Raw genomic sequence first — 24603 nt, 5'->3', positions numbered from 1 at the left:
AACCATGAACTTACCGAACATACTGACCATGTCCCGCATCGTGATGATTCCGGTATTCGTGGCTGTGTTCTATTTACCGATGCAGTGGAGCTATCTGGTCAGTGCACTGATCTTTGCCTTGGCAGGGCTCACTGACTGGTTGGACGGGTATCTCGCGAGAAGGCTGAACCAGAGCACACCGTTTGGTGCCTTTCTGGACCCGGTTGCGGACAAGCTCATGGTGGCGGTGGCACTGGCTGTCTTGATCGAAGAATATTCTGCGGTCCTGCTGACCATTCCTGCAACGGTCATTATCGGTCGTGAAATTGTTATTTCTGCGCTTAGGGAGTGGATGGCAGAAATCGGAAGCCGGGCCAGTGTGGCTGTTTCCTATATCGGGAAAATAAAAACAACGGCTCAGATGGCCGCTATCGTCGGGCTACTGGCCTTTCCTCCGGGCAATGTCTGGGCCTACGTTGCTATTGGCTTGTTGTACATCGCCGCTGCGCTCACCCTTTGGTCAATGTTCCTGTACCTGCGGGCTGCCTGGGGCGACCTGTTTCCCAAAGCGGAAGGCGGACACAGTTAAATGCATGTCCCGCTTAGCATCGTTGTAGGCATTTCTTTCGTATGCGGCCCATCCGATGACCGCTTCCCGGCCGTCGTCTGACAGCCGGGCAAATGGATTGAGACGCTGAATCTCTCGCTGCGGAGGCAGAGTGGCACCCAGGTTCAGAGTATCTTCTATCCGGTGTTTCAGAACGGGTTTTTCGTTGTCGATCCCGAACAACCAGGCCCGTGCAATCCATTGATGCTTTTTGCTTCCGGATTGTTGCTCAAGGCCGCTCAGCAGTGTGTTGCCGTCGGCACTTAATTGGAAGTTCAGGTTGAATCGGTAGGTTTCTGTAAAAACGGAAGCTAAAGCAAAAGATGGAGTGGCCGGATTATCGGGGCCCTGAACGACACTGGCCCTGGGCAACGCAAAAGCGCCGCCGGCGGCCCAACGACTTTCCTGGGTTGGCTTTGTCCAGACACGCAGCCCGGAATGGGCCACTCTTACTGTTACCGGTTTGTTGAGCAGGCGATAACGAGTGTTGTCATCTTCCAGGTTGCTGTACTCGCCAATAACCAGCGTTTGACCGTCGGCACTGACCTCAACTGCCGGAGCGAGCTTTGTTTGCTCGTCTGGCCAGTGTTTGGCGAAGTCAGTCATCAGCTTTAATGCCCCGTTCTCCTGGTGATACTCAAGCACAGTGGCCTGGTAGCTGAGGCCGTACTCTTCTATTCGGGACAGGGCTACATAGATATGCTTGCCGTCCGGCGTTATAGCCAGGTCTGAAACCCAGAGCGATTGATAGTCGGCAGGGTAATCAATATCGGCCAGAGGCTGTTTTGGGGCGGATGTGTTGTAGACGGCCAGGGTTTCCGGGCCGGCAATGACGACGATTTGATCGTCATCCGTCACCTCAAATAACCAAGGTGGGATGCTGCGCCGCTTGCCGGAGCCGTCATTTTCAGGCGCCTGAACGACCGGAAAGAGCACTTCGTCTCCAGCGCGGTCGAACCTGGCTAGTTGGTGACAGAGCAGTTGAAAGCCACACTTTCGGGCATAGAGTGCGCCAGATTCCGGGCTGACGTGCCAATCCCGAAGTTGATAGCTGCTTCCTACCGGGTAGCTGAGGTTGGTTTCCTGAAACGCGCCACCCGGTACATCAAGGTAAGTCAAACTGACCGGAGCCTGTTTCGTGTAATCCCAGCCTGAGCTCATGGGCGAAAAAGACAGCAAGGGTATGCTCGAGTAATTGCTGAAATGGCCGGCAGAAAAATAGGGCAAAGCTGGATTATCCTGCGGGGGGGCATTCCGGTTTGCTGGTAACGCAAAAGGGTTTCCGTCTGGCAACGGGTGCTTGCTCTGATGGCGGTTATCCCTGGGGGTACGGTTGCCCAAATGTCGCCAGGTTGTTCGTTTGTACTCTTCCACCCATGCTTTCTGACGCGCCTCGTCTTGCTGCTGAGCGAGTTCTTGTCTCTCCCGCTTCTGGCTCTCACTGTACAGCTGCCCCCCCAAAACCAGGACGATAAAGATTACGAAAGCAATGCCCGCAACTCGGGATGGTAAGGCTGGGGCTGCGGTCTGGGTGGGTGCAGAAGGGCGGGAGCGGTGAGGATATGCTGGCCTGGGGTTGCGCCGGGGCCGAGCCCTTGGCTTTTTGACATCGATGGCGACATCGCTTTGCTGGCACTGAGGACACACGTTACCCCAGAATGCATGATTCCGGTTTTTCTGGCAGACGGTAAGGCGCTCGAAAGCCCCGGCCAGAATCGTCTCCCACTCAGAGGCTTGTGGCCGGGGTTCATGGTCGCGAAATGCTTTGCTGAACAAATCGGTGACAATGTTGGGGAAATCCCTGTGCAGACTCCAGGGTGATGGGTCGATGCGCCGATGGCCTGGATTGCCGTAGGCATAAAGCCCTTTCCCGATCCGGCTCTGGGTATCGGGAGGAATCTCGGCCTTACCTTTAGGTACGCCCTGATAAGGGTGAAGCCCTTCGTTCAGTAGCTGAAAAATAATGACCGCGAGAGCAAACAGGTCCTGTGGCTGCCCAAGGGTCTCGGGTTTTTGCTCCTGCGACCAGGCTTCTGGCGCAATGTAACCTGCGGTATATTGATGCCCGGGGAGGAATTGGTTCTTTGCCTGAATCGCAAAGCCGTCGCAATCGACCACCACGATGTCGGCGGTGTCGCGGTTCACCAGCAGGTTGGCGGGCTTCATATCAATGATGCAGTGGCCTTTGGCGTGCAATTGGGCCACTCGGGCAGCCAGATTGCCAGCAGCTTTTACCCGGAAGCTACGGCTTTCCAGCAGCTTTCCAAGATCACGCCCACGGCGGGTCAGCAGCAGATCCAGGTTGGCATAGTCCGCCACTGGCAACAGTGGCATTGCGTAACCCACAAACTGCTCGTTCTTATTGAGCACCAAAGCGACCGGCCAGGCAAAGTGTGCCATGCCGACATCATCCGGAGGGCTCTCAAGCATCCGACGGATCTTGTCTGCGCGTTCCGGGTCCTTCGCTGGATCGTGGTAGATCTTCAGGGCGAGTTGCTTTTCGGGCACCCCGAAAATTATGCCGTCTGCGCCCTGGTTCAGGGGCTTGTGCCCCAGCCTTAAGGTTGTGCGCCGGCCATCCAGATAGATCAGCGAATAATCAGTTTTGGCGTTGGTCATTCAGCCACACAAGGGTTTTGTCGTCGGCCGTAATCCGGTCCGCTTCGGGAGACTGCAAGGTGCTCATCAGCGCCTGGCTGCATTCCGTATCATTAGTCTGGTTGAGGAGATAGCGGTGTATGGGTACCAGAAACCGGGAGGTTGGGCGCCAGGGGGCGGTTTTCACTGCGAAACTCGCCGTGCCATCGGACATCAGGAACCAGGACCGGTATTTTCCGGGAACTGAAAAAATACGCAGGTGACGGCGCCAGTCGGGCAGGGTGAAAAAGTAGGTGGTTTCGGCAAAATCACCGTTTTCAGGTTCGCTGACGACAAAGTCTTCCCAGTCAGGGGTGGCTGTTCCCAGAACGATGCCGTCACCTAGATGAAACACCACACTTTGATCGTGACCCATGGCAACACCGCACAAGGTGGCGTGGAAGTCGGATAACGGGCCACGCTCTGCCAGAGCGCGGCGGGTGTTCTCGATAGCCTCCGCCAACGTACCGATAATGGTCTGAGAATCCAGGTTTTCCAGTTCGCAGATCAGCGCTTCGCAAACTGCATCCGCCAGGCATCGGGCGCCCTCTGCTGATCGGGAGGCGGACCCGGCACCATCACAGACGCAGGCAACAACCCCGTGTTCGTTTGCCTTCACGCGCCAGGCGTCCTCGCAGACCGTGCCTGTGTCAAGGTGGCCTTTCCCCGTGGCAGAGGCCCCGGCGTAACGGAAGGTCATATCAGACCTCGATTTCCGCCCAGGAGTCTGTAGCCGGCAGGCTAATGGTTTCGCCCGGTACGCTGGCGGAAACCGTTGACATACTTCTGCTTAGCCAGATGAACAATTCACGAAACTGAAGCCCTTTCAGCTTCTTCGGTGTTTTGTTTGAGAAGCGGCCAAGTGCTTCGAAATCGGCTCCTTTTGTGCCGATGGGGAACACAATAACTCGCTTGTTCTTCTCTTGATTGCGGGCCTGATCGGCGTAGGACTCCCAGCCATAATCGTTGGGGCAGCCGTCGGACAGCATAATGATCCAGGGACGAGTGCTGGAGATACCGTTGGCATCATACAGGGCTTTCTGATTAGCGATCTCATCCAGTGCCTGAGCCATGCCCTGGCCAAGCGGTGTCAGGCCGTTGGCGTGAAGAAAGGGCGGCTCGAAATCTGTGGCATCGGTCCAGGGCTGAACAACCCTCACATCTTCCGGGCCACCAACAGTAATCACCATAACCTGAACCCGAAGTGCCGCAACGGGATCATTTTTGAGCTCTTCGGCAAAGGTTTTCAGGCCTTCGTTCAGTTGCCGGATGGGCTCTCCCGCCATGGAGGATGAAATATCCAGCAAGAGCACGCAGGGGGTGCGCTGGTTGGTGTTGTCGGCGAATTCGAGGCCGGGGATGGCAGACATAGATACTGTCCTTGTAGTGAAGAAATGAATGTCAGGCGGTCCGATTCATAACGCGGCGGCATTTTAGCGTTGAAACCGGACCCCAGCAATTAATCCTGGAGCCCTGGCTGGGACTCCAGGCACTGGTGTGCCCAGCTTGTGATGGCGGTGGATGCGGTATTCGCGGCCTTGCTGAAGGCTTCCATCAGAGGCTCCAGCTCGGTGCCCGAGGCCGGGACCTGCTGTTGGTAGTCCTGCACACACAGGCTTTGCCTTGATCGGTTTTCCATCAGCTCCAGATGGAAAGCAATGGTCACCTCGGCGCCATCCTGGGTCTTTTGGGCTTGAAAACGGTTGATCTCTGAGACCAGGGTAAGGTCGGCGGTTGCCGGGCTGGTATCGGTCATGACATTGGCGAAGCCGCCACTGGCTCTGAGTGTGTCGATCAGGTGGTCGCGAACCACCACGGGAATACTCTCCCGCCAACGGGCGTCTGCCATTGCCTGATATTCGTAGGCCGAAGGCTTGATCAGAATCCGGGCACTATCCAGCGGGTCGGATGCCATTGGCGTATCGACGCGAAGGCTGACCGGTAGCGTCCGGTCGAAGGTCAGATGTTGGCTGGCTGGCATCAGTTCCATAAATCGTGGCGGTTCCGGAACGGGAAATACCGTGCAGCCGGAAAGCATCATACTTAGAAGCAAGGTTGGTGCCTTTTTCATTCTTCATACTCCTTGATTCTCGCTCCGCCCCACAACGTGCCGGTAGGGTCCTGCTCCAGCCTTCGGGTGAATGAGTTCAGGTTACGTAGCGTGCTCCGCAGCTCTCGCAGGGCCGGCGTAATCTCACCCAGGCCTTGCAACCCTGCGTCCAGTGCAAGTTCGTTGTCACCGCTGAGCAGGTCGAGCCGTTCCAGAGTGGGTTGTAATGTATTGAGCGCTTTTGACATAGCCAGAAGCATTGGTTCCACTCGTTCATCCAGGACTTCCCTCGAACGGTCTGCGGCGGCAGATACCTTGATGGCTGCTTCTTCTGCGCGAATGCCGGCAGCGTCGAACTGGGCCAACAGGGCCTCAAGTTCACCGCGGCTGTCTAACAGGGAGTTACTGGCTTGCCGGGTATTTTCAAGAATGGAGGCGACGTTGGCCAGGTTGTTCTCCGACATGAGCTGGCTTGCACTTTCCAGTAACTGCTCTGCTTTCCCAAGCATGGCTTCGCTGTTGGTCAGCAGATTACTAAAGGCGGAGCGGTCGGCGGCTATTAGCGGGGGAGCTTCCCGATTTCCTTCCAGTATCGGACTGTCGGGCGTGCCGCCGGTAAACTGAATGCTCATGCTGCCTGTGATATTGGCCAGCACCAATGTGGCGTGGGTGTTCTCCCGAATCGGGATGTCCCGGTTAACCCGGATCAGTACGCGAACATGGGCCGGGTTATCAGGTGCCAGGGTCAGATCCAGTACGTCCCCGACGGGTACGCCGGTGTACAGCACAGGATTGCCTTTGGCCAGCCCGCCAACGGGGTGGTCAAATCCAATCTGATAATAAGCCCAGTCGGTATCGGTGGAGGATTTTCCGAGCCATAAAGCGAAAAGGAGGGCGGCACCTACGGCAGCCAGGGTAAAGAATCCGATAATCACATGGTGGGCTTTCGGTTCCATTAACCGGGCTCCTGTTGTGAGTGCCTTTGATGGGCGCTGAGGGCTGCACGCCCTCTTGGGCCATGGAAATAATTCTGAATCCATCGGTCATCGGTTTGTGCGACCCGTTCCAGAGTATCGGCAACCAGCACTTTCCGTTGGGAAAGCACCGCCACGCGGTCGCAGGTGGTGTACAGGGTATCCAGATCGTGGGTGACAAGAAACACGGTTAGCCCCAGTGCGTTGCGAAGCGTGACGAGCAGTTCGTCAAACGCTGCAGCACCGATCGGGTCGAGCCCTGCGGTGGGTTCGTCCAGAAACAGGATTTCGGGGTCCAGGGCCAGGGCCCGGGCCAGCGCTGCACGCTTAACCATGCCTCCAGACAGTTCGGCCGGGTACTTTTGCGCCGCATCGGGGGGCAAGCCCGTCAATGCCAGTTTCATTCTGGCCAGTTCTTCTGATTGTGGTCTTGTTAACCCTGCATGCTCAATCAGCGGTAATGCAATGTTTTGTTCCAGATTCAGTGAGGTAAACAGGGCGCCCCCCTGAAACAAAACGCCGAATCGCTGTTCGTATCGGGAGCGTTCCTGCGAAGACAGGCCGGTCAGGTCCTGGCCGAAAACCGTAATGTGTCCACCGGACGGCGGGTTCAGCCCGACGATGCTTCGCAGGAGCACTGATTTCCCTGTTCCGGAGCCTCCCACCACGCCCAGAATTTCCCGGGGATAAAGGTCCAGATCAAGATTCTGGTGAACAATGTGGGGGCCGAACTGATTGTTAAGGCCACGCACCTGAATGATCGGGTGGTCGGTCATCGGGCTACCATCCCATTTCCAAGAAGAACAGAGCAGCGACGGAATCGAGCAAAATAACCATAAAGATCGACTGAACCACGCTTGACGTGGTGTGCTGTCCGACTGACTGAGCGCTCCCTGAAACCTTGAAGCCTTCCAGGCAACCAATCACCGCGATCAGAAAGGCAAAGACCGGCGCTTTGGCAAGGCCGACCAGAAAGTGATTCAGGGCGATATCTCGTTCGACAATGGCAAGGAACTGGCTTGGTGGAATGTCCAGCGCAAAAGCACAAACAACCGCGCCCCCAATCATCCCGGATATCATGCCGATAAACGTCAGGATGGGCAGGCTGAACATCATGGCAAGTACTCTGGGGACCACGAGCAGCTCAACCGGGTTCAGGCCCAGGGTGCGAATGGCGTCCAACTCTTCGTTCACCTTCATGGCACCAATCTGCGCCGTGAAGGCACTGGCGGTTCGTCCCGCCAGAAGGATAGCGGCCAGCAGAACGCCGAATTCCCGCAGGAATGAGAAGGCCACGAGATTGACGGTGTAGATGGTTGCACCAAAGTCTTCCAGTACGGTGGCGCCAAGAAAGGCGACGACGGCGCCAACCAGAAACGTTAGCAGGGCGACGATGGGAAGGGCGTTCAGGCCGGTACTGTGAACCGCGGCAACAAATGGGGTCAGTCGCCAGCGGGCAGGGCGCGGCAAAATAAAAACGAGAGTTGAGAGGGTTTGGCCGATAAAGCCTGCCAGCAGCCAGGTCAGTTGCCAGAATGAGACGACTTGTTGTCCTGTCTGTTCCAGAAATGCCAGCACCGGGTTTACCGGCATGGCCTCTGGCTCTGGTTTTTCCATGGCTTTTGCCACTGCATGCACCAGAGCGCGCTGCTCCTGGGGGAGTTGTGCGTGGTCCAGAGCCCGGATCAGGGCGTTTGCCCCCAGCAACCTGACCATCAGGGAAGCACCCGCGGTGTCCAGCCGGCCCAGTCTGGAAAAATCGGGTTTGGTGCCTGCGGCTCTCTTCGGGGGCGCTTCGATCTGTCGGCTCAGGCGCTGATAATGGTCCAGAGTCCAGTCTCCTTCAAAGGAGATCGTCGTGCCACTGAATTCAGCGTTTCCGGCCTTGTGGGCCCCAAGCGGCTGGGAGAGTCCAGTTTCATTTGCCACGGTGTCACGGAGTCCCTGTCTGAGTTCCCTGAAAGCTTAAAGATTCCATTGGATGTCTGCCAGTGTTCTGCGCTCCTCGTTATCGTGGCTCGCCAGCAACATGGTTACGCCTCGCTGTTTTTCCTCAAGCACCATGTCATAGAGAATCGCTCTGGTTTCGGGGTCAAGGCCGGTCATGGGCTCATCCAGTAACAGGATTGGTTGCTGGCGCAGGAGTGCTCTGAGCAGGGCAACCCTCTGACGCTGGCCGCCGGAGAGCTCGCCGGGCATTCGAGCGCCGAAGCCGGCAAGCCCGGTACGTTCGAGCCCGGAGTCAATCGCTTTACGCTGACTCGGGGTCAGCTTGAGGCCGGGGTGTATGCCCAATCCGATATTACTGAAAACGTCCAGATGTTCGAACAGGTTATGCTCCTGAAACACGCTGGTGACCGGCCTCTGCCAAGGGTAGAGGGTATGGATGGGGTGTTGATCCCAGAAAATCTGGCCTTCATCGGGTGACAGGAAACCGGCAATCAGGCTGAGCAGTGTTGACTTGCCGGACCCGCTGGGGCCTTGAATGGCCAGGCACTGGCCTTTGGGCACCGTTATGTTGAAGCGCCACTGCGTTTCGTTTGGGGCATACCGAAAACACAGTTGATTGATTTCAAGCATGGTCAGGCTCCGGCACCGGTTTTATTGCCCCGGAGCCCTTGCCGGAGGAGGGCGAGGAAACCCCGGAAAGCGAAGCAAAAATTGATATCAGCACCAGCAACAACCAAAGCCCGGTACCTGCGGCCTCGGTCATGCGGTAGCTGCCCAGTTGCTGGTAGAGCAAGACTGGCAATGTGGGTTGGCCGGGGCTACCGAAGAGGGCAATAACGCCAAAGTCACCCAGTGACAAGGCGATTCCGTAGGCCAGAGCAAGGGCGATCGGGCGCCGAAGGATTGGCCAGTAGAGCCAGCGCCACCGATACCATCCCAGAACACCAAGCTGATCTGCCTGGTTCTTTGAGGCACTATCCAGGCTTGAAACAGGCCCCCTGAGAACCTGAAGCGTAAACGGTACCGCCATCAGGCCGTTGATTAGTGCGACCAGACTCCAGCCCTGCATGGGGTTGCCAAGTTGCGGTTTCAGAAAAATGAAAAGACCGGTGCCCAGGACCAGAGGGGGAACGATCAGGGGCAGATAACCGGTCATCGCCGGGATGACTGCCAGCCAGCGACCAGATGCGCGATTGGCTGCGGCCAGGGTGAGCAGGGCGACGGCCACGGCGCCAACACCGGCGGGAACGGCAATCAACAGGCTTCGAGCGGTGGCCGGCAACAGCTGATGATAAAGCGCTATTGGCTCGTTCATGGGTATCAGGGCTGGCAGCCCCCGTACAGCGATGGCCACCAGAGGGGTCATAAGAAACACAATAAATGCGGCAAGCACTAGCCCGCAGGCAACACCAAACCATTTCCCCCTCACCAGCGACGCGGGTTGTGAGAGCTGGCGGTTCGGCATAAAGGCGGTATCGAGGCGTTTTCTGAACACAAGAAACCAAAGGCTGCCGCAAATCGCTAACTGGCATAGCGCAAACAGTGCCGCCTGAGTGAAATCAAATTCAAATCGTAATGCCTGGTAAATGGCCACTTCGAGGGTGGTGGTTCGTGGCCCGCCTCCAAGCGTCATAATGATCGCGAAGCTGGTAAAGCAGAGGGTGAAAACTAATGCCGCAAGGCCTGGCAAGACGGGTTTAAGCGCTGGCCAGTGCACCGCTCGCCATAGCCACCAACCATGGAGCCCCAACTGGGAAGCAACCCGTAATCTGGGCGCCGGGACAGTCTCAAGAGCTTGCAGAAGAATGCGGGCCGCCAGCGGCGCATTGAAGAAAACGTGGGCCAGAAGAATGCCATTCAGTCCGTACAGGTTCCACCCATGGCCCGGCAACCCCGCATCCAGCAACGCCGTGAACCAGCCTTGACGGCCGAAAACCGCAATAAGGCCGGAGACTGCAACAATGGTGGGCAGAACCAGGCTGAGTTCCAGCAACCTGAGAACCAGCGCCCGACCCGGAAAAGCCCGGAAGCGATTCAGGGCGAAGGCAACGGGTAAGGCGATGCCAAGGCTGAGGATAACAGATAGAAATGCCTGCCACAGGGTGAAGCGAATCACGTTTTGAAAATAGGAGCCTGCCAGCAATCGCCCGGCGTCCGATGCCCCTGATGCCTGCAGCAGGCTTCCCAGACCAAGGCCAGCCAGCAGCAATAGCCCGGAACCGATCACGAGGCCGGGCCAGAGTTGCCAGCGGGGATGACTGAACGGGGGGGCTTGAACCTCGTTTGCCATGGGGTCAGCGGGTAAGCGCATCCAGCCAGTCATTCACCAGGCGCCGCCGAATGCCTGAAACGTCGGCTGGGTCGAGATAGAGGGCCTGGCTGGGTTCGATGAGCCGATCGAACACCTCTGGCATCTCGCTACCCAGGTCGATGGCCGGGTACATGACGTTTTTCAGGGGAATGTGACGCTGGAAATCGCGGGTCAGCATAAAATCCAGAAAAGACCGGGCAAGGGGCTTGTTGTCTGATGTTTTAACCAGAGCGGCGACTTCAACCTGGAGATAGTGCCCCTCTTCAAACCGGGCTGCCTGGTAGCGGTCGGTCTTGTCGACGGCCATGTGATAGGCAGGTGACGTGCTATAGGAAAGAATCATAGGAGCCTCGCCATTCATGAACAGCGAAAAATAGCCATCGCTCCAGCTCTGGGTGGTGGCCAGTATCTTGCCACTGAGCTGCTGCCACTTGTCTGGTGCCTGTTCGCCATAGACAGAGTGCATCCAGAGGAGAAAACCTAACCCCGGGGTGCTGGTTCGAGGGTCCTGAAGAATGATCTTCAGGTCGTCCGGGGCCGCAATCAGAGCTTCGAGGCTCCGTGGGGGCTCTGGTAATCGTTCCGTATCGTACACGAAGGCAAAGTAGCCCCAGTCATAAGGCACGAAGGTGTCGTCTTTCCACTTGATGGGCAGTGCCAGATCATCCAGTTTCCGTTCATGGTGATCCAGTAAGCCGATTTGCCGGGCACTTGCCATGGTGCCCGTATCGAGCCCCAGGACCACATCGGCCGGGGTTGATTCGCCTTCAAGGCGTAAGCGCTGAAGAATGGCCCCCCCGCTATCCAGAACCGTGTAGTTAAGTGTGCATTCGCAGTGCGCTTCGAACGCCTCTTTTACAGCGGGGCCGGGGCCCCACTCGGCGGCAAACGAGGGGTGAGTGTACACGTTCAGTTCGGGCTGCGTGTCTGCTCCTGCAAGGAGCGGCAGCGCGGTCATTACGGCAACAGGCAACAAGCGGAAGAACATAAACAGCACCTTTGGGTTCAGGGACGGGGGACCACACCTCGAACACCACTGAACCGTGGCGCCTCAATCCCTACGCCGGTGTTATCCGGGTCAGGTTCCGCGGGTATGGTCTCAGCCTGCCAAGGCACCCCGTTGAGTTACACGAATGGTACCACGACGCATCCTGCCTGGCCCGGCATTGGCGCCAATCTGCCTCATCGCACTGAATAGAGTGGTAGGGGAAATGTGAGGGCGAGGCTATAATATGAACGGCTGCTCATAAATTTGCGGCAGTTTTCTTGCCCGGAACGTTTAGCTACGGATTCCGGTACCGACTGTTGAACATCAGGGAACGATATGCTGTCCGATCCTAATACCATCAAGCCGGGCGCCGGGCCGGTTCGTGTCCGCCGCCCCGCATTCTGGACACTGGCCATGCGCTGTACCCAGATTGCGGCGCTCGTTGATATCGCTTTTTTCATCCTGTTTCTTGCGCTCGATTCACCGGTTCTTGCCTGGGTGAACGTGGTCAGCGTTGGGATGTACGTTGGGGCCTATTACGCCTTGAAAACCCGACGTAACCGGCTTGCCGTCTGGCTATTCTGGACGGAAGTGCTGGCGCACGCCGCACTTGGCATCACCATGATCGGGTGGGGCAGCGGGTTTCATTATTACCTGTTGCTGTTTATCCCCGCCATTTGCCTGTCTGCACCGCGAAAGTGGGTCTTCCCGGGGCTCTGCGCGCTTTGGGCATATTATGTGGCGCTGGACGTGTTGATGTGGTCCATTGAGCCATTACAGCCCATTCCCCAGACCGCATTGTATGTGGTGCACCTGTTCAACCTGACCGTGGTCTTCGCCATGTTCAGCTATTTGTCTGTGTTCTATCTCGGCGTGGTGATTGCTACCCAGCGCAAGTTGCAGGCGGTTGCGATTACCGATGTTCTGACCGGCCTGTTAAATCGCAGGCAGATGCAATATCTGTTGGACCAAGAGGTTGAGCGATTCAAAAGGAGTGGCCAGCCCATGGGGCTCATGCTGCTGGATCTCGACCACTTCAAACAAATTAATGACACGTATGGTCACGATATGGGCGATAAGGTGCTGCAGGAGTTTGCGGTGGTTCTCAATGAACAATTCAGAAGCCAGGATCTCGTTGCCCGTTGGGGTGGTGAAGAATTTCTCGTGGCCATGCCGAACAGTACCGGCGCCGACGTTGTAAGAGCGGCTGAGCGTGTGTGCCAGGCCACTGCTGGCAGGGACTGGTCTGAATGGATGGGGGAGGGAAGGAACGTTACCGTGAGTATTGGCGTGTCTGAAATAAAAGCGGGGGATGATGCAGCTCAGGCGCTGTCCCGCGCGGATGAGGCCCTGTATCAAAGCAAGGCAAGTGGCCGTAACTGTGTAATGGGACTGAAGGTTGGATCAAACTCGGGATCGAACAAAAAACATTCAGTAAGTTGTTAAAAAACAAAAAGATGAAAAAAATAGTTGACGGCAAAGGCGGAATCCGTAGAATACGCAGCCGTTGAAGAGGCAATGCCTCGAAACGAAGAGCGGGAATAGCTCAGTTGGTAGAGCACAACCTTGCCAAGGTTGGGGTCGCGAGTTCGAATCTCGTTTCCCGCTCCAATTTCCCACCGGTCACCCGGTTGGAAATCGCAATTCAAGTCTCTCATTGCCTCCAGAGAGCAAAAGCCAGATTCAAGGCTTCCCCGGCGCGGTGGCAGAGTGGTTATGCAGCGGACTGCAACTCCGTGTACGCCGGTTCGATTCCGACCCGCGCCTCCATTTTTACCCTTTAAAATCAACAAGTTACTCTACCCGCATTTAGTTGATTTTCTCACCCAAAAAATATCCAAATTAAACCCAAAATATTATCCGTGTTCTACGGCAGAACATAGTGTGTCCGCTAACTTGTCTGTCATCATCAGGTCTTTTGTTCCCGCTCAAATCTGATCGTTGTCCTTGCCCGCTTGGGCGGCTTGATCAAACGATAATGATTCCGCATGGCCTGCGTTTCATGTCCGCCTTTGTCGTTTTCTCCTTGGCTCAGGAATTCTTCGGTCAGTCCTTTCTTACGGAGGTCTCTGAGGTGGTACATGCCTCCATAGCCCGCTGTCTTGCAGGCATCTCGCCAGGCGGCCTGCATCGTTCTGTGTTTTACTTGTTGGGCTCTGGACCGCTTATCGAAGTAGCGCGGGTATACTAGGAGGTACTCGCTTATGATTGCCTCTTTCCGCTTGAACTCCACAAACCACTTCCACAGATCGGCGAGATCCTCGTTCATCTCGAGTTCGATGCCGATTTTGGTTTTATGGCGAGCAAAGCGGATCACTCCGTAGGCCAAATAGTCGCCGCGATCGATGGGCTCGGCATAGAGCTCGCCTTGGCTTTCCTTCAAATTGAAAACGTCAATTGGCTGCTGACTCATCATGTAAATGAGATCGCAAATCTTCGCACGCCACGTGCCGTCCATATCTCGCTTGTTATGACGATGGACGCACAGGTTCTCAGTTATCTTTCGATAGGCCTCATCAGGGATTAGAACTTGGCGTTTTTCTTCGGCGGCTTTACGGATATCAATCATCGGATTTCGGTCAATGAGACCTTCCTGAACCGCATGGAGAAACACCCGGTTCAATGTATTTTTGAGACCGTTGTAATGGGTCGGCATCGGAAGCCATGGGGAAAGCAGTTTGCGAATCTTGCGAAGGATTTGCGGATCAGAAAGCGGGAATTTTGCATCGTCGCTTTGCTCCAATTGCCGGGCATCACTCGCGTAATCGACTCGGGTTGGTTTAGCGATAGGGGCGCCTTTATTTGGTCCTCGTAGGGATAGGACTCGGCACTCTGACCAAGCTATGCTCTTTCCCTTTATCTGATGGCCAAGGACCTCCGTTCTCCATTTTTTCAGGTAGTCCTGGAGAAGGATGTGATCCCCCTTGCTTGCTGGTATCGAAAGGCTATCCAGCTTTTCAGCCAGGGCGTTGGTTTTCCGTTCTTGGACTTCGGCCTCCCATCTGTGGTTAAGCATTGACCACAGTCGGATTGCTTGATTCCTGTCCTTGGTGTCCAAGGTGCCACGTTTTTTTGTAATCGGATGGATAACGAAGTAGACACCGTCCTCGCTCTGATAGAGCCCAGGGTACCTGTGCAGCGATGAGTGTTTTTCAGAGCGGTATCTTGGTGCCATGTTAGGAAGCCAGTTTATTTGCCAAGTCATGGATAAAGGCGTCTTCTGCAGCGTCAGATCCGGACACCCGACGCTCCATCTCCCGAAAATACCCGTCCAAGTCAATTTTCCAGGCTTTTCCCAGCTTAAAGGCGCCCGGGATAACTGCCAGTCCGCACTCGTCTCTCGCAGCACAAAGTCGACGAATAGTTGATGGGGCAGGTGGCGTACTGTCGTATTCAAAAACGACCTTAATAAAATCCTCAATCGATACCGGACGCATGGCAATCTCCCGAACTTACTGGTTTGGACGCATCTGAGCCCCTAAAGTGTGCAGTTTCAGAGGCACTTCTGCTCAGACATTGAGATCACTCTACGTTTTTTTGGGGAGGAGCAAGTGCAAAACGACCGCATGAAAATACCGTCGTTTTGCGCAAGGAACAGCGGTTTGGTGTGTCAGGGCATCAATTTTGGCGATGAGCCAAATCGTTAGCGGCGAGGCCTATCCTTTGCTGAATACCTCCTTGAGTACTGAGTGGGCTTGGAACTCAGTGGCGATTTGCATAGGCGTCACCCATTTACCTGAATTTTGATCAAGGTACGTCTTCTCAAGGATTCCACCGGCGCTGACCATTCTGTTTACTAGGTCTAGTTCATCACTTTCAATTGCAAGCATAAGGGGGGTATAGCCTGGAATGGGGTAATTCTGTTCTGCGTTGGGGTCTGCTCCCTGCTCGATGAGCAGTCCGGCCATAGCCCGCAAAACATCCAGGTCAAACGACTTTCGCTCTGTTTCAACCAGAATTTTTCCGGCCGCTTGGTGGATGCTGTTATACCTAGGGTTGGAGGCGACTCGTTCCAGATACTGCCGTTGGGCTTCGAGGGTCATACCAAGACTCCCTGAGGTATATCGCCGGATGCTTTCAAGTAGCACCTGATCTTGGGGAACCTGTGTTATCTGTTTTAAGACCTCACTCTTGCCCTTTACCAATCCAATTTTTTGAATGCAGTAGTACAGGGGTGTGCTCAGCTCGATGCCGGCTCTGGAATCTGGCGCGCAACCCATATCAAGTAATTTTCGCAGCACATCGAGCCTGTTGGTATTGATAGCGGCTGTTAGCAGGGATAGGCGCTTCTTCTGCGTAGTCGCATTCAAAACTTCTGGCTCGTGTGGCTTTTCACTCAGCAAAGTGAAAAACGAATCATAACCTGGCTTTTGGTTCGGGGTAGTGACATCCAGCAACTGCACAGCCTGCAATAATGCTGAGTCGCCCGCATCGGACAATTGATTCACGTTGGCGCCAGCGTCCAGAAGTTTCTCTACAGCGTCTGCGTTTTCCCTCCATACGAAATAGGTAAGTTGGGGCATTCGTTTCTGACGAAGCTGGCCGATTTTTATCTTCCGATTTGGATCTTTGGTGGAGGGTTTCTTGGCGAGGTCCTCATCAGTTACAAGAATCGATCCAAGGAAGTCTGGCTCCTGCTGCGGGTACTCTGTTCCGGGGAACGCACCATCAGAAGGGAATATCCTTGGAAAATGTCCTCGATACTGAGGCATGAACCAGTTTTCAAGATGTTTGTCGTATCGGGACGACACAGCGGTTCTGTCTCCGAGATCCAGGGGTACTTCGAGCCCTAGCACTACCTGCGCATTTCGAAGTTGCCTGAGAAATGTCTTAGGGGGCGATGGGAGTATTGCCGCTACGGCCAGGGCCTCTTGGATAATTAGGCCCTGATTTGGCCCTGCATGAAAATAAGACTGCTCAAACGCTTTCTGGTAAGCCTCAGCGGCACGATCCAATTTTCCTGAGAGGGTGAGCCAGCGCGCTTCATGCCAGCTTTGACAGTAGGAGAGCGAGCCTGAGGGGGCAACCTTCTGCAAAAAGATCTTAAAATGCGTGAGTAGCTGTTGGGTGAAAGCTTGATCCGTGGATGCCTTTTCACGACCAGGATTCAGTAGTGTTGCCAGCATCGTATTCAGCTTCGCGATCGGCTTGAATTGGGGAGCTTTTAACAAGCACTCATCAACAATTCGAGAGTGGATATCTTGCGGGTTTGCAGGGGAACGGCCCTGTGTCCGTTCGATTGCAACCTCTCCAAAAGTCAGAGTTCGGTAATAATCAACGGCTCGCGCTGTAACGAGCAGCGCTCGCAATCGAGTTCTCTGTATTTCATCGAAGAATTTGCCAGCATCTTGTTTAGAAAAGAGGGCGCTGAGCGAACTCAGAGCAGGAAGCTGTGTGCCCGTTTGCCACCTTCGCATGCGGTCTTTCACTTCTTTGCTGAGCTGGCCATAGAAATCGTCCCAGCTAGGTACCGATAACTCGAACCATTCGAACAAAGTTGCAATGGCTTGTTTTCCGGGCGTCAGAAACTGTTCTGGGGGTGGACCGTTGAGGTTATTGCTGACGCTTCTCAAAGCTTCAGCTCCAAAGGAGCTGAATAGGTGACTCGAGAGAATTCTCAAAGCTTCTGTGCGAGAAATTCCCTCTAGGCTCAGGTTCGAAACAAACAAGCTGTATGCTTTGCAGAAGGCGGTTAACTTGGCGGCCACATCTCGCCCAAAATCCTCTCCGATGTATCGTGATAGCGGTTCATAGACTACCTTGTCGGTTGCGACGGGAATGGCTCTATAATCAAAATCCCATTTACCGGCATGGTCATCAATCCACTTATCAGATCCCTTTGTGTCAAACGCTCGTGCAAGTGACCTGATGATCTCGAGGTGGTTCGGATAGGCAGGAGTGCTATGCAAGAGTCGCCTCCCTGCGCTCAAGTTGACGAATATCTCGAATGAGATTCTGTAGGGTCCGTCGGTCGCTGGGGCTCGTCGGGATAACCACTTTGCCAATTCCAGGTAGTTCGATTTTCCCGTGCTTTTTGCCAGACTGATAACGCCAACCGTTCTGAATTAGCTCTTTAATCAACTGATTTATATCCTTATCGCTGCTTACTCGTTTCATCGTACTCTCCCGCAACAAGAGAGCGGGCACAAGGCCCGCTCTCTTGTAATGCCTATTTAGAATCCTTTTTTGCAACAGTCCTCTGAGCCCTGGCGACAAACGAATCCTTACTAACTCCACCGCCAGATTGCTTGGCGGTGGCGCTCTGGATCCTTGCCACATCTGCGGCGGTCATGGGCTTGCTTGAAGGTTTCTTGCTCATTTCATATCTCCGTTCATTGGTTGTTTGAATCGTCCCATCGGGACCCTTTGAAATTTACAGACGCGGAGATAAATCGTCGGCAGCGCAGTTGGCGGAAAAATCTGTTTTTTTGCGGATCGATATTCGGTGGGCTTGCGTAGAGCTATTTTTACCACTCGATTGAAACCATAAATTCCAACCTTTCTGCCGTTTTGGGAATTTCATTCAAATCCAAATCAGGCAGATTCCATCATTTAACCATGTTGTCTGATTTGGATCGGTGCCACGGCCCGCTTATCTGATTTGGATACTTCACCCAATTCCCAAATCTCGAATTTGTTTAATAACTTGGCGATTTGGGAGCCATTTGTAGTGGTTCAATGATTCCGGACACCAACGTAGGTGGTAAGATCGCCACCATAAACGAGGTGTCTGATGACCAGGAAGCGACGTTCTTTTTCTCCTGAGTTCAAACAGGAAGCAGCCAGCTTGGTGCTGGATCAAGGTTACACGATTCCCCAGGCGAGCGTGTCCCTGGGAGTTGGTGAAAGCGCTATCCGGCGCTGGGTTAACCAACTGACCGAGGAGCGTGACGGTGTCACCCCGAAGGGCAAGGCCTTAACCCCAGAGCAGCGCCGTATTCAGGAGCTGGAAGCCCGCTGCAAGCGCCTTGAACTGGAGAAAGACATACTAAAAAAGGCTACCGCTCTCTTGATGTCGGACGACATGAATCGTACGCGCTGATAGACCAGTTGAGTGAGCAGATGCCTGTTGAAATGGTCTGCAATGCGTTTGATATCAGCCGTTCCAGCTATTACGAGTACCGCCAACGGCGGAAGCACGTGGATGTTGAGCGTCTGGCCCTGAAGGCTCAGGTAAACCGTCTATTCACCAAGAGTCGCAGCTCTGCCGGCAGTAGAACGATCAAGGGCATGCTCAATGACGACGGCGTTGTCATCGGGCGCTTCAAGGTTCGACGATTGATGAGTGAGCTGGGGCTGATCTGTAAGCAGCCGGGTCCTCACGCCTACAAGCAGGCGACCGTTGAGCGACAGGATATCCCGAACCATCTGGCTCGTGAGTTTACGGTAGATCGGCCGAATCAGGCGTGGTGTGGTGACATCACCTATGTATGGAGCGGCCAGCGGTGGAGCTATCTGGCTGTCGTTCTGGATTTGTATGCCCGACGCGTCGTTGGTTGGGCGATGTCATCCAGTCCCGATGCCGATTTGGTAGTCAAAGCGCTGGATCACGCCTGGGAACAGCGTGGTCAACCAGAAAAGGTCATGTTCCACTCAGATCAGGGAAGTCAGTATGCCAGCCGTAAGTTCCGTCAGAGGCTCTGGCGCTATCGAATGACACAAAGCATGAGCCGGCGTGGGAACTGCTGGGACACTCAATCTACTATTCTTATGAACATCGTACTGGCCTGACCCTTGCTGGGATTGGCTTGACTGCCTTTGCGTTGACCTGTCGGCCAGTACCGATGTTCCCCGAGAATTCCCGGGCCCGGCGTCTGTGACCTAATAGGAGCTTTGTTCTGCACCGTGAGTGTCCTGTCCTGCGATTGGGGTTGGGAATACGCCGCCACTGCGGAGGATGACCCATGAGAATTGAATCGATACAGGAAGTCATTCTGGGTGTGGATACACACCTGGACGTGCATGTCGGAGTGATTATTAGTGAGATAGGTCAGTTGCTTGGAACTCGGTCCGTTTCTGCAAGCACGGCAGGTTATCTTGACCTGTTGAACTGGGCTTCGTCATTTGGTGTGCTGACTCGTGCAGGTGTGGAAGGTACAGGCACTTATGGAGCTGGGCTTTGCCGCCTCCTGCTCGATCATGGAATTACTGTCCTGGAAGTTAATCGGCCTGACCGAGCAAAGCGACGCCAGCAAGGCAAATCTGACCCGACTGATGCCGAAAGTGCAGCTAGGGCTGTGTTGTCGGGTATAGCGACCGCAATACCCAAGCAGCAGTCCGGAGCCTGTGAGGCGATGCGCATTGTATCCGTCGCTAGGCGTAGCGCTGTAAAGGACAAGACGCAAACAATCAACCAGTTGCGGGCCCTTCTGGTCAGCGCACCACAAGACATTCGTGAAAGGCTCTGGAGAGCGAAAACAGACGACTGTGTAAAAGCCTGCGCAAAGGTACGGAACCTGGGTGACAGTGTCCTCTTGCAAGCACTAAGCTCGACGCTCAGATCACTGGCCAAGCGATGGTTGACGCTTGCCGCCGAACTGGATCAGTTTGATAGACAGCTCGATGCATTGACACGAAAGCATGCTCGGCAATTGCGGAGCCGTTTCGGCGTAGGTCCTCATACGGCTGCGATTCTTTTATCTGTTGCCGGAGACAACCCTGACCGCCTGAAAAATGAGGCAGCGCTAGCCTCCCTTTGCGGTGTAAATCCGTTGCCCGCTTATTCGGGCAAGACGACACGGCATCGATTAAACCGAGGCGGCAGCCGAGCTGCAAACAACGCGTTATGGACAATTGCCATGGTCAGAATGCGAAGCGATCCTCGAACCCGAACCTATGTGAACCGACGAACAACAGAAGGGCTTACGCCTAAAGAAGTTCACCGCTGCCTGAAACGCTATATTGTACGAGAATTATTCCCTCTGATAGTCGGTGATCTCGGCGAATTACGGAGTAGTCCTTGACATAGGAGCGTCAACGCACCGATGGAGAGGCTGTTCCGGAGTCTGAAGTCTGAATGGATACCGGCCCTGGGATATCGAAATCTGCCTGAGGCCAGAAAAGATGTTGGTGGCTATCTGATGGACTACTACAACCGGCAGCGACCTCACGCATTCAACGACGGCATTTCGCCCGTTGCGGCTGAGGAAAACCTTAAAATACTGTCCGGGATTAGTTGACCACTACATTAGTCGCTGTGCAAGGTGTGGCGCAGTCTTTGGGCTAAGCCGATGTTGCGTGACACCTGATAGTGGGCATTCATGCCGTCTGCCACGTTTAATTGGTGAGCGGCGAGCGACTGAAGTGCTTTTGACTAAGCGTCATTTTGAGTCTGGGCAGGCCGAGACTTGGGGACATATTGCAAAATCGGTTGAAGCGCGCAGATTAGATTATGAATGAAGAATAGGGCTGATGAGCGATGATCAAAAATTATGGCATCCTTTTGTTGCCAGAGTTCAGCAATCTTTGTTTTTCAAACCTGATTGAGCCGATTCGAGCCGCAAATGATTTGTCGGATCGGCCAGTTGCCAAATGGCATTTATTCTCGGTTGACGGTCAAGCTGTATCAAGTACGAGTGGACTGACTTTTCCTGTTAGTAAAAGTATTGCTGATATTCCCAGTGCAGCACCGCTGGACGTGCTCTTTGTGCTTGCCAGCTATAATTATGAGTCCTATGTTACGGCGGATTTGGTTAAGAGTCTCCGCAAGCTAAAGCCTTATGCTGCTCAAATTGCGGGGCTGGATGCTGGCGCTTTTGCGCTTGCTAAAGCAGGCTTGCTGAGTGGTTACCGGGCAACGATTCATTGGGCAGAGCTAGAGGTATTTCATGAGCGCTTCCCTGAAATCAAAGTGTGTGCCGACCGTTATGTAATTGATAGAGACAGGATTACGACCGGTGGGGCCAGTACCTCTATGGACCTTATATTGGAGTTGATGCGTCAGCATCACGGCGAGCAATTGGCCCTTGCCGTCGCTGAGTATCTTATTTTCGATATTGAGCAACCGGGCAGCAAGAAGCAAAGGGAGTATGCGTCGACCTGGCTCAGTGTGCGAGCTCCGCGATTGGCGAAAGCCGTGAGGATTATGGAGTCCAATATCGAGCAGCCAATAGCGATCTCGAATTTGGCTTCCAGGGTAGGAATATCACAGCGTCAGCTAGAGCGGGAGTTTCATGAAATACTGGAGACAACACCAGCTCGGCACTACATTGAATTGCGGATTGCAGCAGCGCAGCGTTTGTTACGCGAGACCAGCCTTGGGATAACCCAGATAGCTGTTCGTTGTGGATTTAGTTCCTCCGCAGCGCTAACACGAAATTACCGTTCGGTACATAGCTGTACTCCGTCGAATGATCGTAAGTCTCACAGAGAGCGTGCTGCGTCTCCTCAACCGTGAAAAAAGCCCCCGGAAGGGGGGCAAAGGTTAAGGCATATGCGATCTTGACTGGCGTTAATCCTTGATCAGTTCAGCCAGACGTCCCTGAATAAGGTTGGTAGCATCTGAAACGATTCGTTTTACTAAGACATCCACCGTTGGGATGTCATAAATCAGGCCTTGTGACATACCTGCCCACCAAATGCCGTGTTCCATGTCGCCGGTTTCCAGCACTTTTGCACCGCGCTTACCGGACACTAGTTCCGCTATATCCGAAAACTCAGACTCGTTCTTTTGCTCAATGCTAATAACCTCTTCTGCGATTGAGTTCCGATAGACTCTGGCCGTGTTACGGAACTTGCGGAAAATCAGCTGAGTGTCTAACTCGCTGCCTTCAATAAGTTTGTCTTTTAGGTTTTGATGCACAGGAGCTTCGGCAGTTCCTAGAAACCGGGTGCCCATGCTGACGGCTTCCGCGCCCATAGCCAGGGCTGCTGCAAGACCCCGTCCATCACTGAACCCACCACAGGCTATTACCGGGATGTCCAAAGCATCAATGGTACGTGGCAGTAGTACAAGAGAAGGAATGTCATCTTCCCCAGGGTGACCCGCAGCCTCAAACCCATCAATAATGACAGCATCGCAGCCGACTTCCTGTGCTTTCAGCGCATGGCGTACAGACGTGCACTTGTGTGCCACCTTTATACCGGCTTCCTTAAACGCCGCCATAAACGGTTTGGGGCTACGCCCTGCGGTTTCGACGATCTTCACGCCAGAATCAATGATGACCTGAGCATACTCTTCGTATGGTGGAGGCGTAATGCTTGGCAAGATCGTCAGGTTTACCCCGAAAGGCTTGTTCGTCATCGCCTGAGTTCGAGCAATTTCCTCAGCCAGAGCAGCAGGGGTTGGCTGAGTGAGGGCGCTCAGAAATCCGAGTCCGCCTGCATTCGCCACAGCTGCAACCAACTCTGCTGTTGATACCCGCTGCATTCCGCCCTGAATAACTGGGTGCTCAATACCGAAGAGTTCGGTTATTCGAGTCTTAAACATAGCTCTCTGCTCCTACTGCTGAGTTACGATTGGCTTCGGTATTGACATGCTGCTTGCGCGTCATTTTTGTTTCGATACCTGGATTAAGCATGGGGTAGTCTGCCTGCAACCATTTCAAAAGTGAGAAGAAGGACATACACATCACTAAAAGAAGCGGCACTCCAACAACGAGGCTTGCCGTTTTAAGGGGCTCAAGGCCACCGGCGTTCATAAGAACCAGCCCGGCACCCCCTAATGCAATCGCCCAGAAGAAACGGTTGGCAACATTCGGTTCAACGCCTTCACGAAGGTTATAGGAAGTCACGGAGGCCAGGACATACGCTGATGAGTCGACCGTAGTACCTGAGTAGACGAACCCGACTACGATAAACAGGATTAGGATGACGTCATAAAACGGAAGCTGCTCTAGCGTGCCCAAAATGGCAGCCGAAGGGCTTTCGTTGGCAATTGTTTCCAGTACCGGGAAGGCACCCGTTAATTCAGCGTTCATAGAGGTGCTGCCGAAGAGTACGAAAAACAACATGCACCCAGCGCTGCCTGCCGACAAAACGGTTAGCCCAATGTCTCGGAAAGTGCGGCCACGAGAGATCCGCGCAATGAAAATGCCCATATATGGCCCCATCGCGACCCACCAGGCCCAGTAAAAAATCGTCCACCACTGCGGGAACATGCTGTTCGCAACTGGGTCTGTATAGAACGCCATATGGGCAAATTCGGTGACCATCAGGCCGAGACTGTTGGTAAAGCTGTTCAACATAAAGAAGGTGGGGCCACCAATAAAAATGATGAGGCACAGGATGGTTAGCGCATACATATTGAGTCGGCTCAGACGTTGGATGCCTTTTTTAAGGCCGAGCACTACGGATGTGACGAAGATGGCAACCCAGACAAGGACTACCGCGATGTCGACAGTGAACGTGTGCTCAATATTCAATTGGCGGCTAACGGCCTCTGCGAGCATGGGTGTACCCGATGCCAGTACGGTGCCGATACCTCCAACCAGACCGAACACCATCAGGATGTCGATGATCTTTCCAATGAGGCCATTGGTATTCTTGTCGCCAAGAAGGCCTGCACACGCGGTGCTGAGTCGTAGCTGGGGTTTCTTCCGATTGTAGAACGCGTATCCAATAGGAAAGGCGGTTAAACAATAAAATGCCCAAGCCAGCGGTCCCCAATGGAACATGCCGTACATTGCAGCATAGTCTGCAGCAAGATCACTTCGGGGCTCCAGGCCAAAAGGAGGTGCTGTGAAGTAATAAGTCCACTCAATTGAAGACCAAAAAATCAGCGAAGTCCCAATGCCTGAGCAGAAAAACATGGTGATCCAGCTAAGCCGCGAGAATTCGGGGCGAGCCTCGGGTCCGCCAAGGCGCACTTGACTATAGCGCCCTAGCGATAACCACAACACCGCCCCAAAAAAGAACGCGCCAGCCCAGATATAGGCAAAGCCGAATTGGTTGGTGACAAAATCAAATGCCACCTTGATACCTGCTAACGCCTGATCTTCAAAGACAATCATCCCGAGGATAACCGCCGAAACGATCAGGCAAGAAGGCCAGAAGATGTGCTTATCTATCGGAGCATCTTTGGGGCGGGCAGCCCCAGCAATATTGTTGTTCATTGTTCAATGCCTTTGTTTTGATCTGTTTTATTGTTGGAAGATCTTTTGGGGCAAG

19 protein-coding genes, 2 tRNA genes, 2 pseudogenes and 1 riboswitch are annotated in these 24603 nt (G+C 54.2%); of the genes and pseudogenes, 8 read left to right on the top strand and 15 right to left on the bottom strand.

Annotation, left to right across the window (positions count from 1 at the left end):
* Positions 1 to 4 precede the first annotated feature (4 nt).
* Positions 5 to 568 (top strand): CDP-diacylglycerol--glycerol-3-phosphate 3-phosphatidyltransferase, encoded by a 564-nt coding sequence (gene pgsA / locus K325_RS0107205; RefSeq protein ID WP_029653594.1) that lies wholly within the window; start codon positions 5 to 7, stop codon positions 566 to 568.
* Here the strand turns inward: pgsA and K325_RS18245 are convergent.
* From K325_RS18245 to thiB, 10 genes are all read right to left on the bottom strand, one after another.
* Positions 500 to 3205 (bottom strand): protein kinase domain-containing protein, encoded by a 2706-nt coding sequence (locus K325_RS18245; protein ID WP_051146592.1) that lies wholly within the window; start codon positions 3203 to 3205, stop codon positions 500 to 502. The genes pgsA and K325_RS18245 overlap by 69 nt on opposite strands.
* Positions 3186 to 3923: a PP2C family serine/threonine-protein phosphatase gene (locus K325_RS18240; RefSeq protein WP_051146591.1), complete on the bottom strand. Its 738-nt coding sequence runs from the start codon at positions 3921 to 3923 to the stop codon at positions 3186 to 3188. Before K325_RS18240 ends, K325_RS18245 begins: the two co-directional genes overlap by 20 nt.
* A gap of 1 nt (position 3924) precedes the next feature.
* Positions 3925 to 4593 (bottom strand): vWA domain-containing protein, encoded by a 669-nt coding sequence (locus K325_RS0107190; RefSeq protein WP_029653591.1) that lies wholly within the window; start codon positions 4591 to 4593, stop codon positions 3925 to 3927.
* Between the two features lie 89 nt (positions 4594 to 4682).
* Positions 4683 to 5294: an ABC-type transport auxiliary lipoprotein family protein gene (locus tag K325_RS0107185; RefSeq protein ID WP_029653590.1), complete on the bottom strand. Its 612-nt coding sequence runs from the start codon at positions 5292 to 5294 to the stop codon at positions 4683 to 4685.
* Positions 5291 to 6229, bottom strand: coding sequence for an MlaD family protein (locus K325_RS0107180; RefSeq protein WP_029653589.1), 939 nt, complete (start codon positions 6227 to 6229; stop codon positions 5291 to 5293). The genes K325_RS0107185 and K325_RS0107180 overlap by 4 nt, the downstream gene beginning before the upstream one ends.
* Complete coding sequence (locus K325_RS0107175; RefSeq protein ID WP_029653588.1) at positions 6229 to 7023, bottom strand: ABC transporter ATP-binding protein; 795 nt, start codon at positions 7021 to 7023, stop codon at positions 6229 to 6231. Before K325_RS0107175 ends, K325_RS0107180 begins: the two co-directional genes overlap by 1 nt.
* A gap of 4 nt (positions 7024 to 7027) precedes the next feature.
* On the bottom strand, positions 7028 to 8176 hold the full coding sequence (locus K325_RS0107170; RefSeq protein WP_036193178.1) for an MlaE family ABC transporter permease: 1149 nt from the start codon (positions 8174 to 8176) through the stop codon (positions 7028 to 7030).
* Between the two features lie 36 nt (positions 8177 to 8212).
* On the bottom strand, positions 8213 to 8827 hold the full coding sequence (locus tag K325_RS0107165; protein WP_029653586.1) for a thiamine ABC transporter ATP-binding protein: 615 nt from the start codon (positions 8825 to 8827) through the stop codon (positions 8213 to 8215).
* Positions 8820 to 10520 carry an ABC transporter permease subunit gene (locus K325_RS0107160; protein ID WP_228128407.1) on the bottom strand — a complete coding sequence of 567 codons (1701 nt, stop codon included), beginning with the start codon at positions 10518 to 10520 and terminating at the stop codon, positions 8820 to 8822. Before K325_RS0107160 ends, K325_RS0107165 begins: the two co-directional genes overlap by 8 nt.
* Positions 10492 to 11496, bottom strand: coding sequence for a thiamine ABC transporter substrate binding subunit (thiB, locus tag K325_RS0107155; RefSeq protein ID WP_029653584.1), 1005 nt, complete (start codon positions 11494 to 11496; stop codon positions 10492 to 10494). Before thiB ends, K325_RS0107160 begins: the two co-directional genes overlap by 29 nt.
* Positions 11497 to 11546: 50 nt before the next feature.
* Positions 11547 to 11638: riboswitch (TPP riboswitch) on the bottom strand.
* A 194-nt stretch (positions 11639 to 11832) separates the two neighbouring features.
* Between thiB and K325_RS0107150 the strand changes: the two genes are divergently transcribed.
* The 3 genes from K325_RS0107150 (at position 11833) to K325_RS0107140 (ending at position 13266) form a co-directional block, all read left to right on the top strand.
* A complete protein-coding gene (locus tag K325_RS0107150) occupies positions 11833 to 12942 on the top strand; it encodes a GGDEF domain-containing protein (RefSeq protein WP_051146590.1) in 1110 nt (369 codons plus the stop codon).
* Positions 12943 to 13031: 89 nt separating this feature from the next.
* A tRNA-Gly gene (locus K325_RS0107145) sits at positions 13032 to 13107 on the top strand.
* Between the two features lie 85 nt (positions 13108 to 13192).
* Positions 13193 to 13266 (top strand) — tRNA-Cys (locus K325_RS0107140).
* Positions 13267 to 13405: 139 nt separating this feature from the next.
* Here K325_RS0107140 and K325_RS0107135 read toward each other — a convergent pair.
* The 3 genes from K325_RS0107135 to K325_RS0107125 form a co-directional block, all read right to left on the bottom strand.
* Positions 13406 to 14671, bottom strand: coding sequence for a site-specific integrase (locus K325_RS0107135; protein WP_228128406.1), 1266 nt, complete (start codon positions 14669 to 14671; stop codon positions 13406 to 13408).
* Between the two features lies 1 nt (position 14672).
* On the bottom strand, positions 14673 to 14933 hold the full coding sequence (locus tag K325_RS0107130) for a hypothetical protein (RefSeq protein ID WP_029653581.1): 261 nt from the start codon (positions 14931 to 14933) through the stop codon (positions 14673 to 14675).
* A 219-nt stretch (positions 14934 to 15152) separates the two neighbouring features.
* Positions 15153 to 17405 carry an ankyrin repeat domain-containing protein gene (locus tag K325_RS0107125; RefSeq protein WP_029653580.1) on the bottom strand — a complete coding sequence of 751 codons (2253 nt, stop codon included), beginning with the start codon at positions 17403 to 17405 and terminating at the stop codon, positions 15153 to 15155.
* 824 nt (positions 17406 to 18229) lie between these two features.
* Here K325_RS0107125 and K325_RS18570 point away from each other — a divergent pair.
* The 4 genes and pseudogenes from K325_RS18570 to K325_RS0107090 form a co-directional block, all read left to right on the top strand.
* Positions 18230 to 19188, top strand: a pseudogene (locus K325_RS18570) (IS3 family transposase); the annotation flags it as partial.
* A gap of 212 nt (positions 19189 to 19400) precedes the next feature.
* Positions 19401 to 20459, top strand: a complete 1059-nt coding sequence (locus K325_RS18370; RefSeq protein ID WP_084694184.1) for an IS110 family RNA-guided transposase — start codon at positions 19401 to 19403, stop codon at positions 20457 to 20459.
* A 12-nt stretch (positions 20460 to 20471) separates the two neighbouring features.
* Positions 20472 to 20675: pseudogene (locus K325_RS0107095) on the top strand (integrase core domain-containing protein); the annotation flags it as partial.
* A 239-nt stretch (positions 20676 to 20914) separates the two neighbouring features.
* Entirely contained in the window at positions 20915 to 21892 is a 978-nt protein-coding gene (locus tag K325_RS0107090; RefSeq protein WP_029653575.1) for a GlxA family transcriptional regulator, read from the top strand.
* Between the two features lie 54 nt (positions 21893 to 21946).
* Here K325_RS0107090 and K325_RS0107085 read toward each other — a convergent pair whose 3' ends face one another.
* Together K325_RS0107085 and K325_RS0107080 are read right to left on the bottom strand one after the other, a co-directional pair.
* Entirely contained in the window at positions 21947 to 22924 is a 978-nt protein-coding gene (locus tag K325_RS0107085) for an NAD(P)H-dependent flavin oxidoreductase (protein WP_029653574.1), read from the bottom strand.
* Complete coding sequence (locus tag K325_RS0107080; RefSeq protein WP_036193175.1) at positions 22917 to 24548, bottom strand: BCCT family transporter; 1632 nt, start codon at positions 24546 to 24548, stop codon at positions 22917 to 22919. The genes K325_RS0107085 and K325_RS0107080 overlap by 8 nt, the downstream gene beginning before the upstream one ends.
* Between the last annotated feature and the right edge of the window lie 55 nt (positions 24549 to 24603).

Source organism: Marinobacter daepoensis DSM 16072 (assembly GCF_000421165.1).
Taxonomy (GTDB): Bacteria; Pseudomonadota; Gammaproteobacteria; order Pseudomonadales; family Oleiphilaceae; genus Marinobacter; species Marinobacter daepoensis.
The sequence above is the reverse complement of the archived record's forward strand: the minus strand, read 5'-3'. Positions and strand labels throughout refer to the sequence as shown.

Bases quoted from the DNA above. Each gene is read 5' to 3' on its own strand.
- K325_RS0107130 (WP_029653581.1), bottom strand. From the start codon at position 14,933: ATGCGTCCGGTATCGATTGAGGATTTTATTAAGGTCGTTTTTGAATAC.
- K325_RS0107180 (WP_029653589.1), bottom strand. From the start codon at position 6,229: ATGGAACCGAAAGCCCACCATGTGATTATCGGATTCTTTACCCTGGCT.
- K325_RS0107150 (WP_051146590.1), top strand. From the start codon at position 11,833: ATGCTGTCCGATCCTAATACCATCAAGCCGGGCGCCGGGCCGGTTCGT.
- K325_RS0107080 (WP_036193175.1), bottom strand. From the start codon at position 24,548: ATGAACAACAATATTGCTGGGGCTGCCCGCCCCAAAGATGCTCCGATA.
- K325_RS0107160 (WP_228128407.1), bottom strand. From the start codon at position 10,520: ATGACTGGCTGGATGCGCTTACCCGCTGACCCCATGGCAAACGAGGTT.
- K325_RS18240 (WP_051146591.1), bottom strand. From the start codon at position 3,923: ATGACCTTCCGTTACGCCGGGGCCTCTGCCACGGGGAAAGGCCACCTT.
- K325_RS0107165 (WP_029653586.1), bottom strand. From the start codon at position 8,827: ATGCTTGAAATCAATCAACTGTGTTTTCGGTATGCCCCAAACGAAACG.
- K325_RS0107135 (WP_228128406.1), bottom strand. From the start codon at position 14,671: ATGGCACCAAGATACCGCTCTGAAAAACACTCATCGCTGCACAGGTAC.
- K325_RS0107175 (WP_029653588.1), bottom strand. From the start codon at position 7,023: ATGACCGACCACCCGATCATTCAGGTGCGTGGCCTTAACAATCAGTTC.
- K325_RS0107090 (WP_029653575.1), top strand. From the start codon at position 20,915: ATGATCAAAAATTATGGCATCCTTTTGTTGCCAGAGTTCAGCAATCTT.
- K325_RS0107190 (WP_029653591.1), bottom strand. From the start codon at position 4,593: ATGTCTGCCATCCCCGGCCTCGAATTCGCCGACAACACCAACCAGCGC.
- thiB (WP_029653584.1), bottom strand. From the start codon at position 11,496: ATGTTCTTCCGCTTGTTGCCTGTTGCCGTAATGACCGCGCTGCCGCTC.
- K325_RS0107085 (WP_029653574.1), bottom strand. From the start codon at position 22,924: ATGTTTAAGACTCGAATAACCGAACTCTTCGGTATTGAGCACCCAGTT.
- K325_RS18370 (WP_084694184.1), top strand. From the start codon at position 19,401: ATGAGAATTGAATCGATACAGGAAGTCATTCTGGGTGTGGATACACAC.
- K325_RS0107185 (WP_029653590.1), bottom strand. From the start codon at position 5,294: ATGAAAAAGGCACCAACCTTGCTTCTAAGTATGATGCTTTCCGGCTGC.
- K325_RS18245 (WP_051146592.1), bottom strand. From the start codon at position 3,205: ATGACCAACGCCAAAACTGATTATTCGCTGATCTATCTGGATGGCCGG.
- pgsA (WP_029653594.1), top strand. From the start codon at position 5: ATGAACTTACCGAACATACTGACCATGTCCCGCATCGTGATGATTCCG.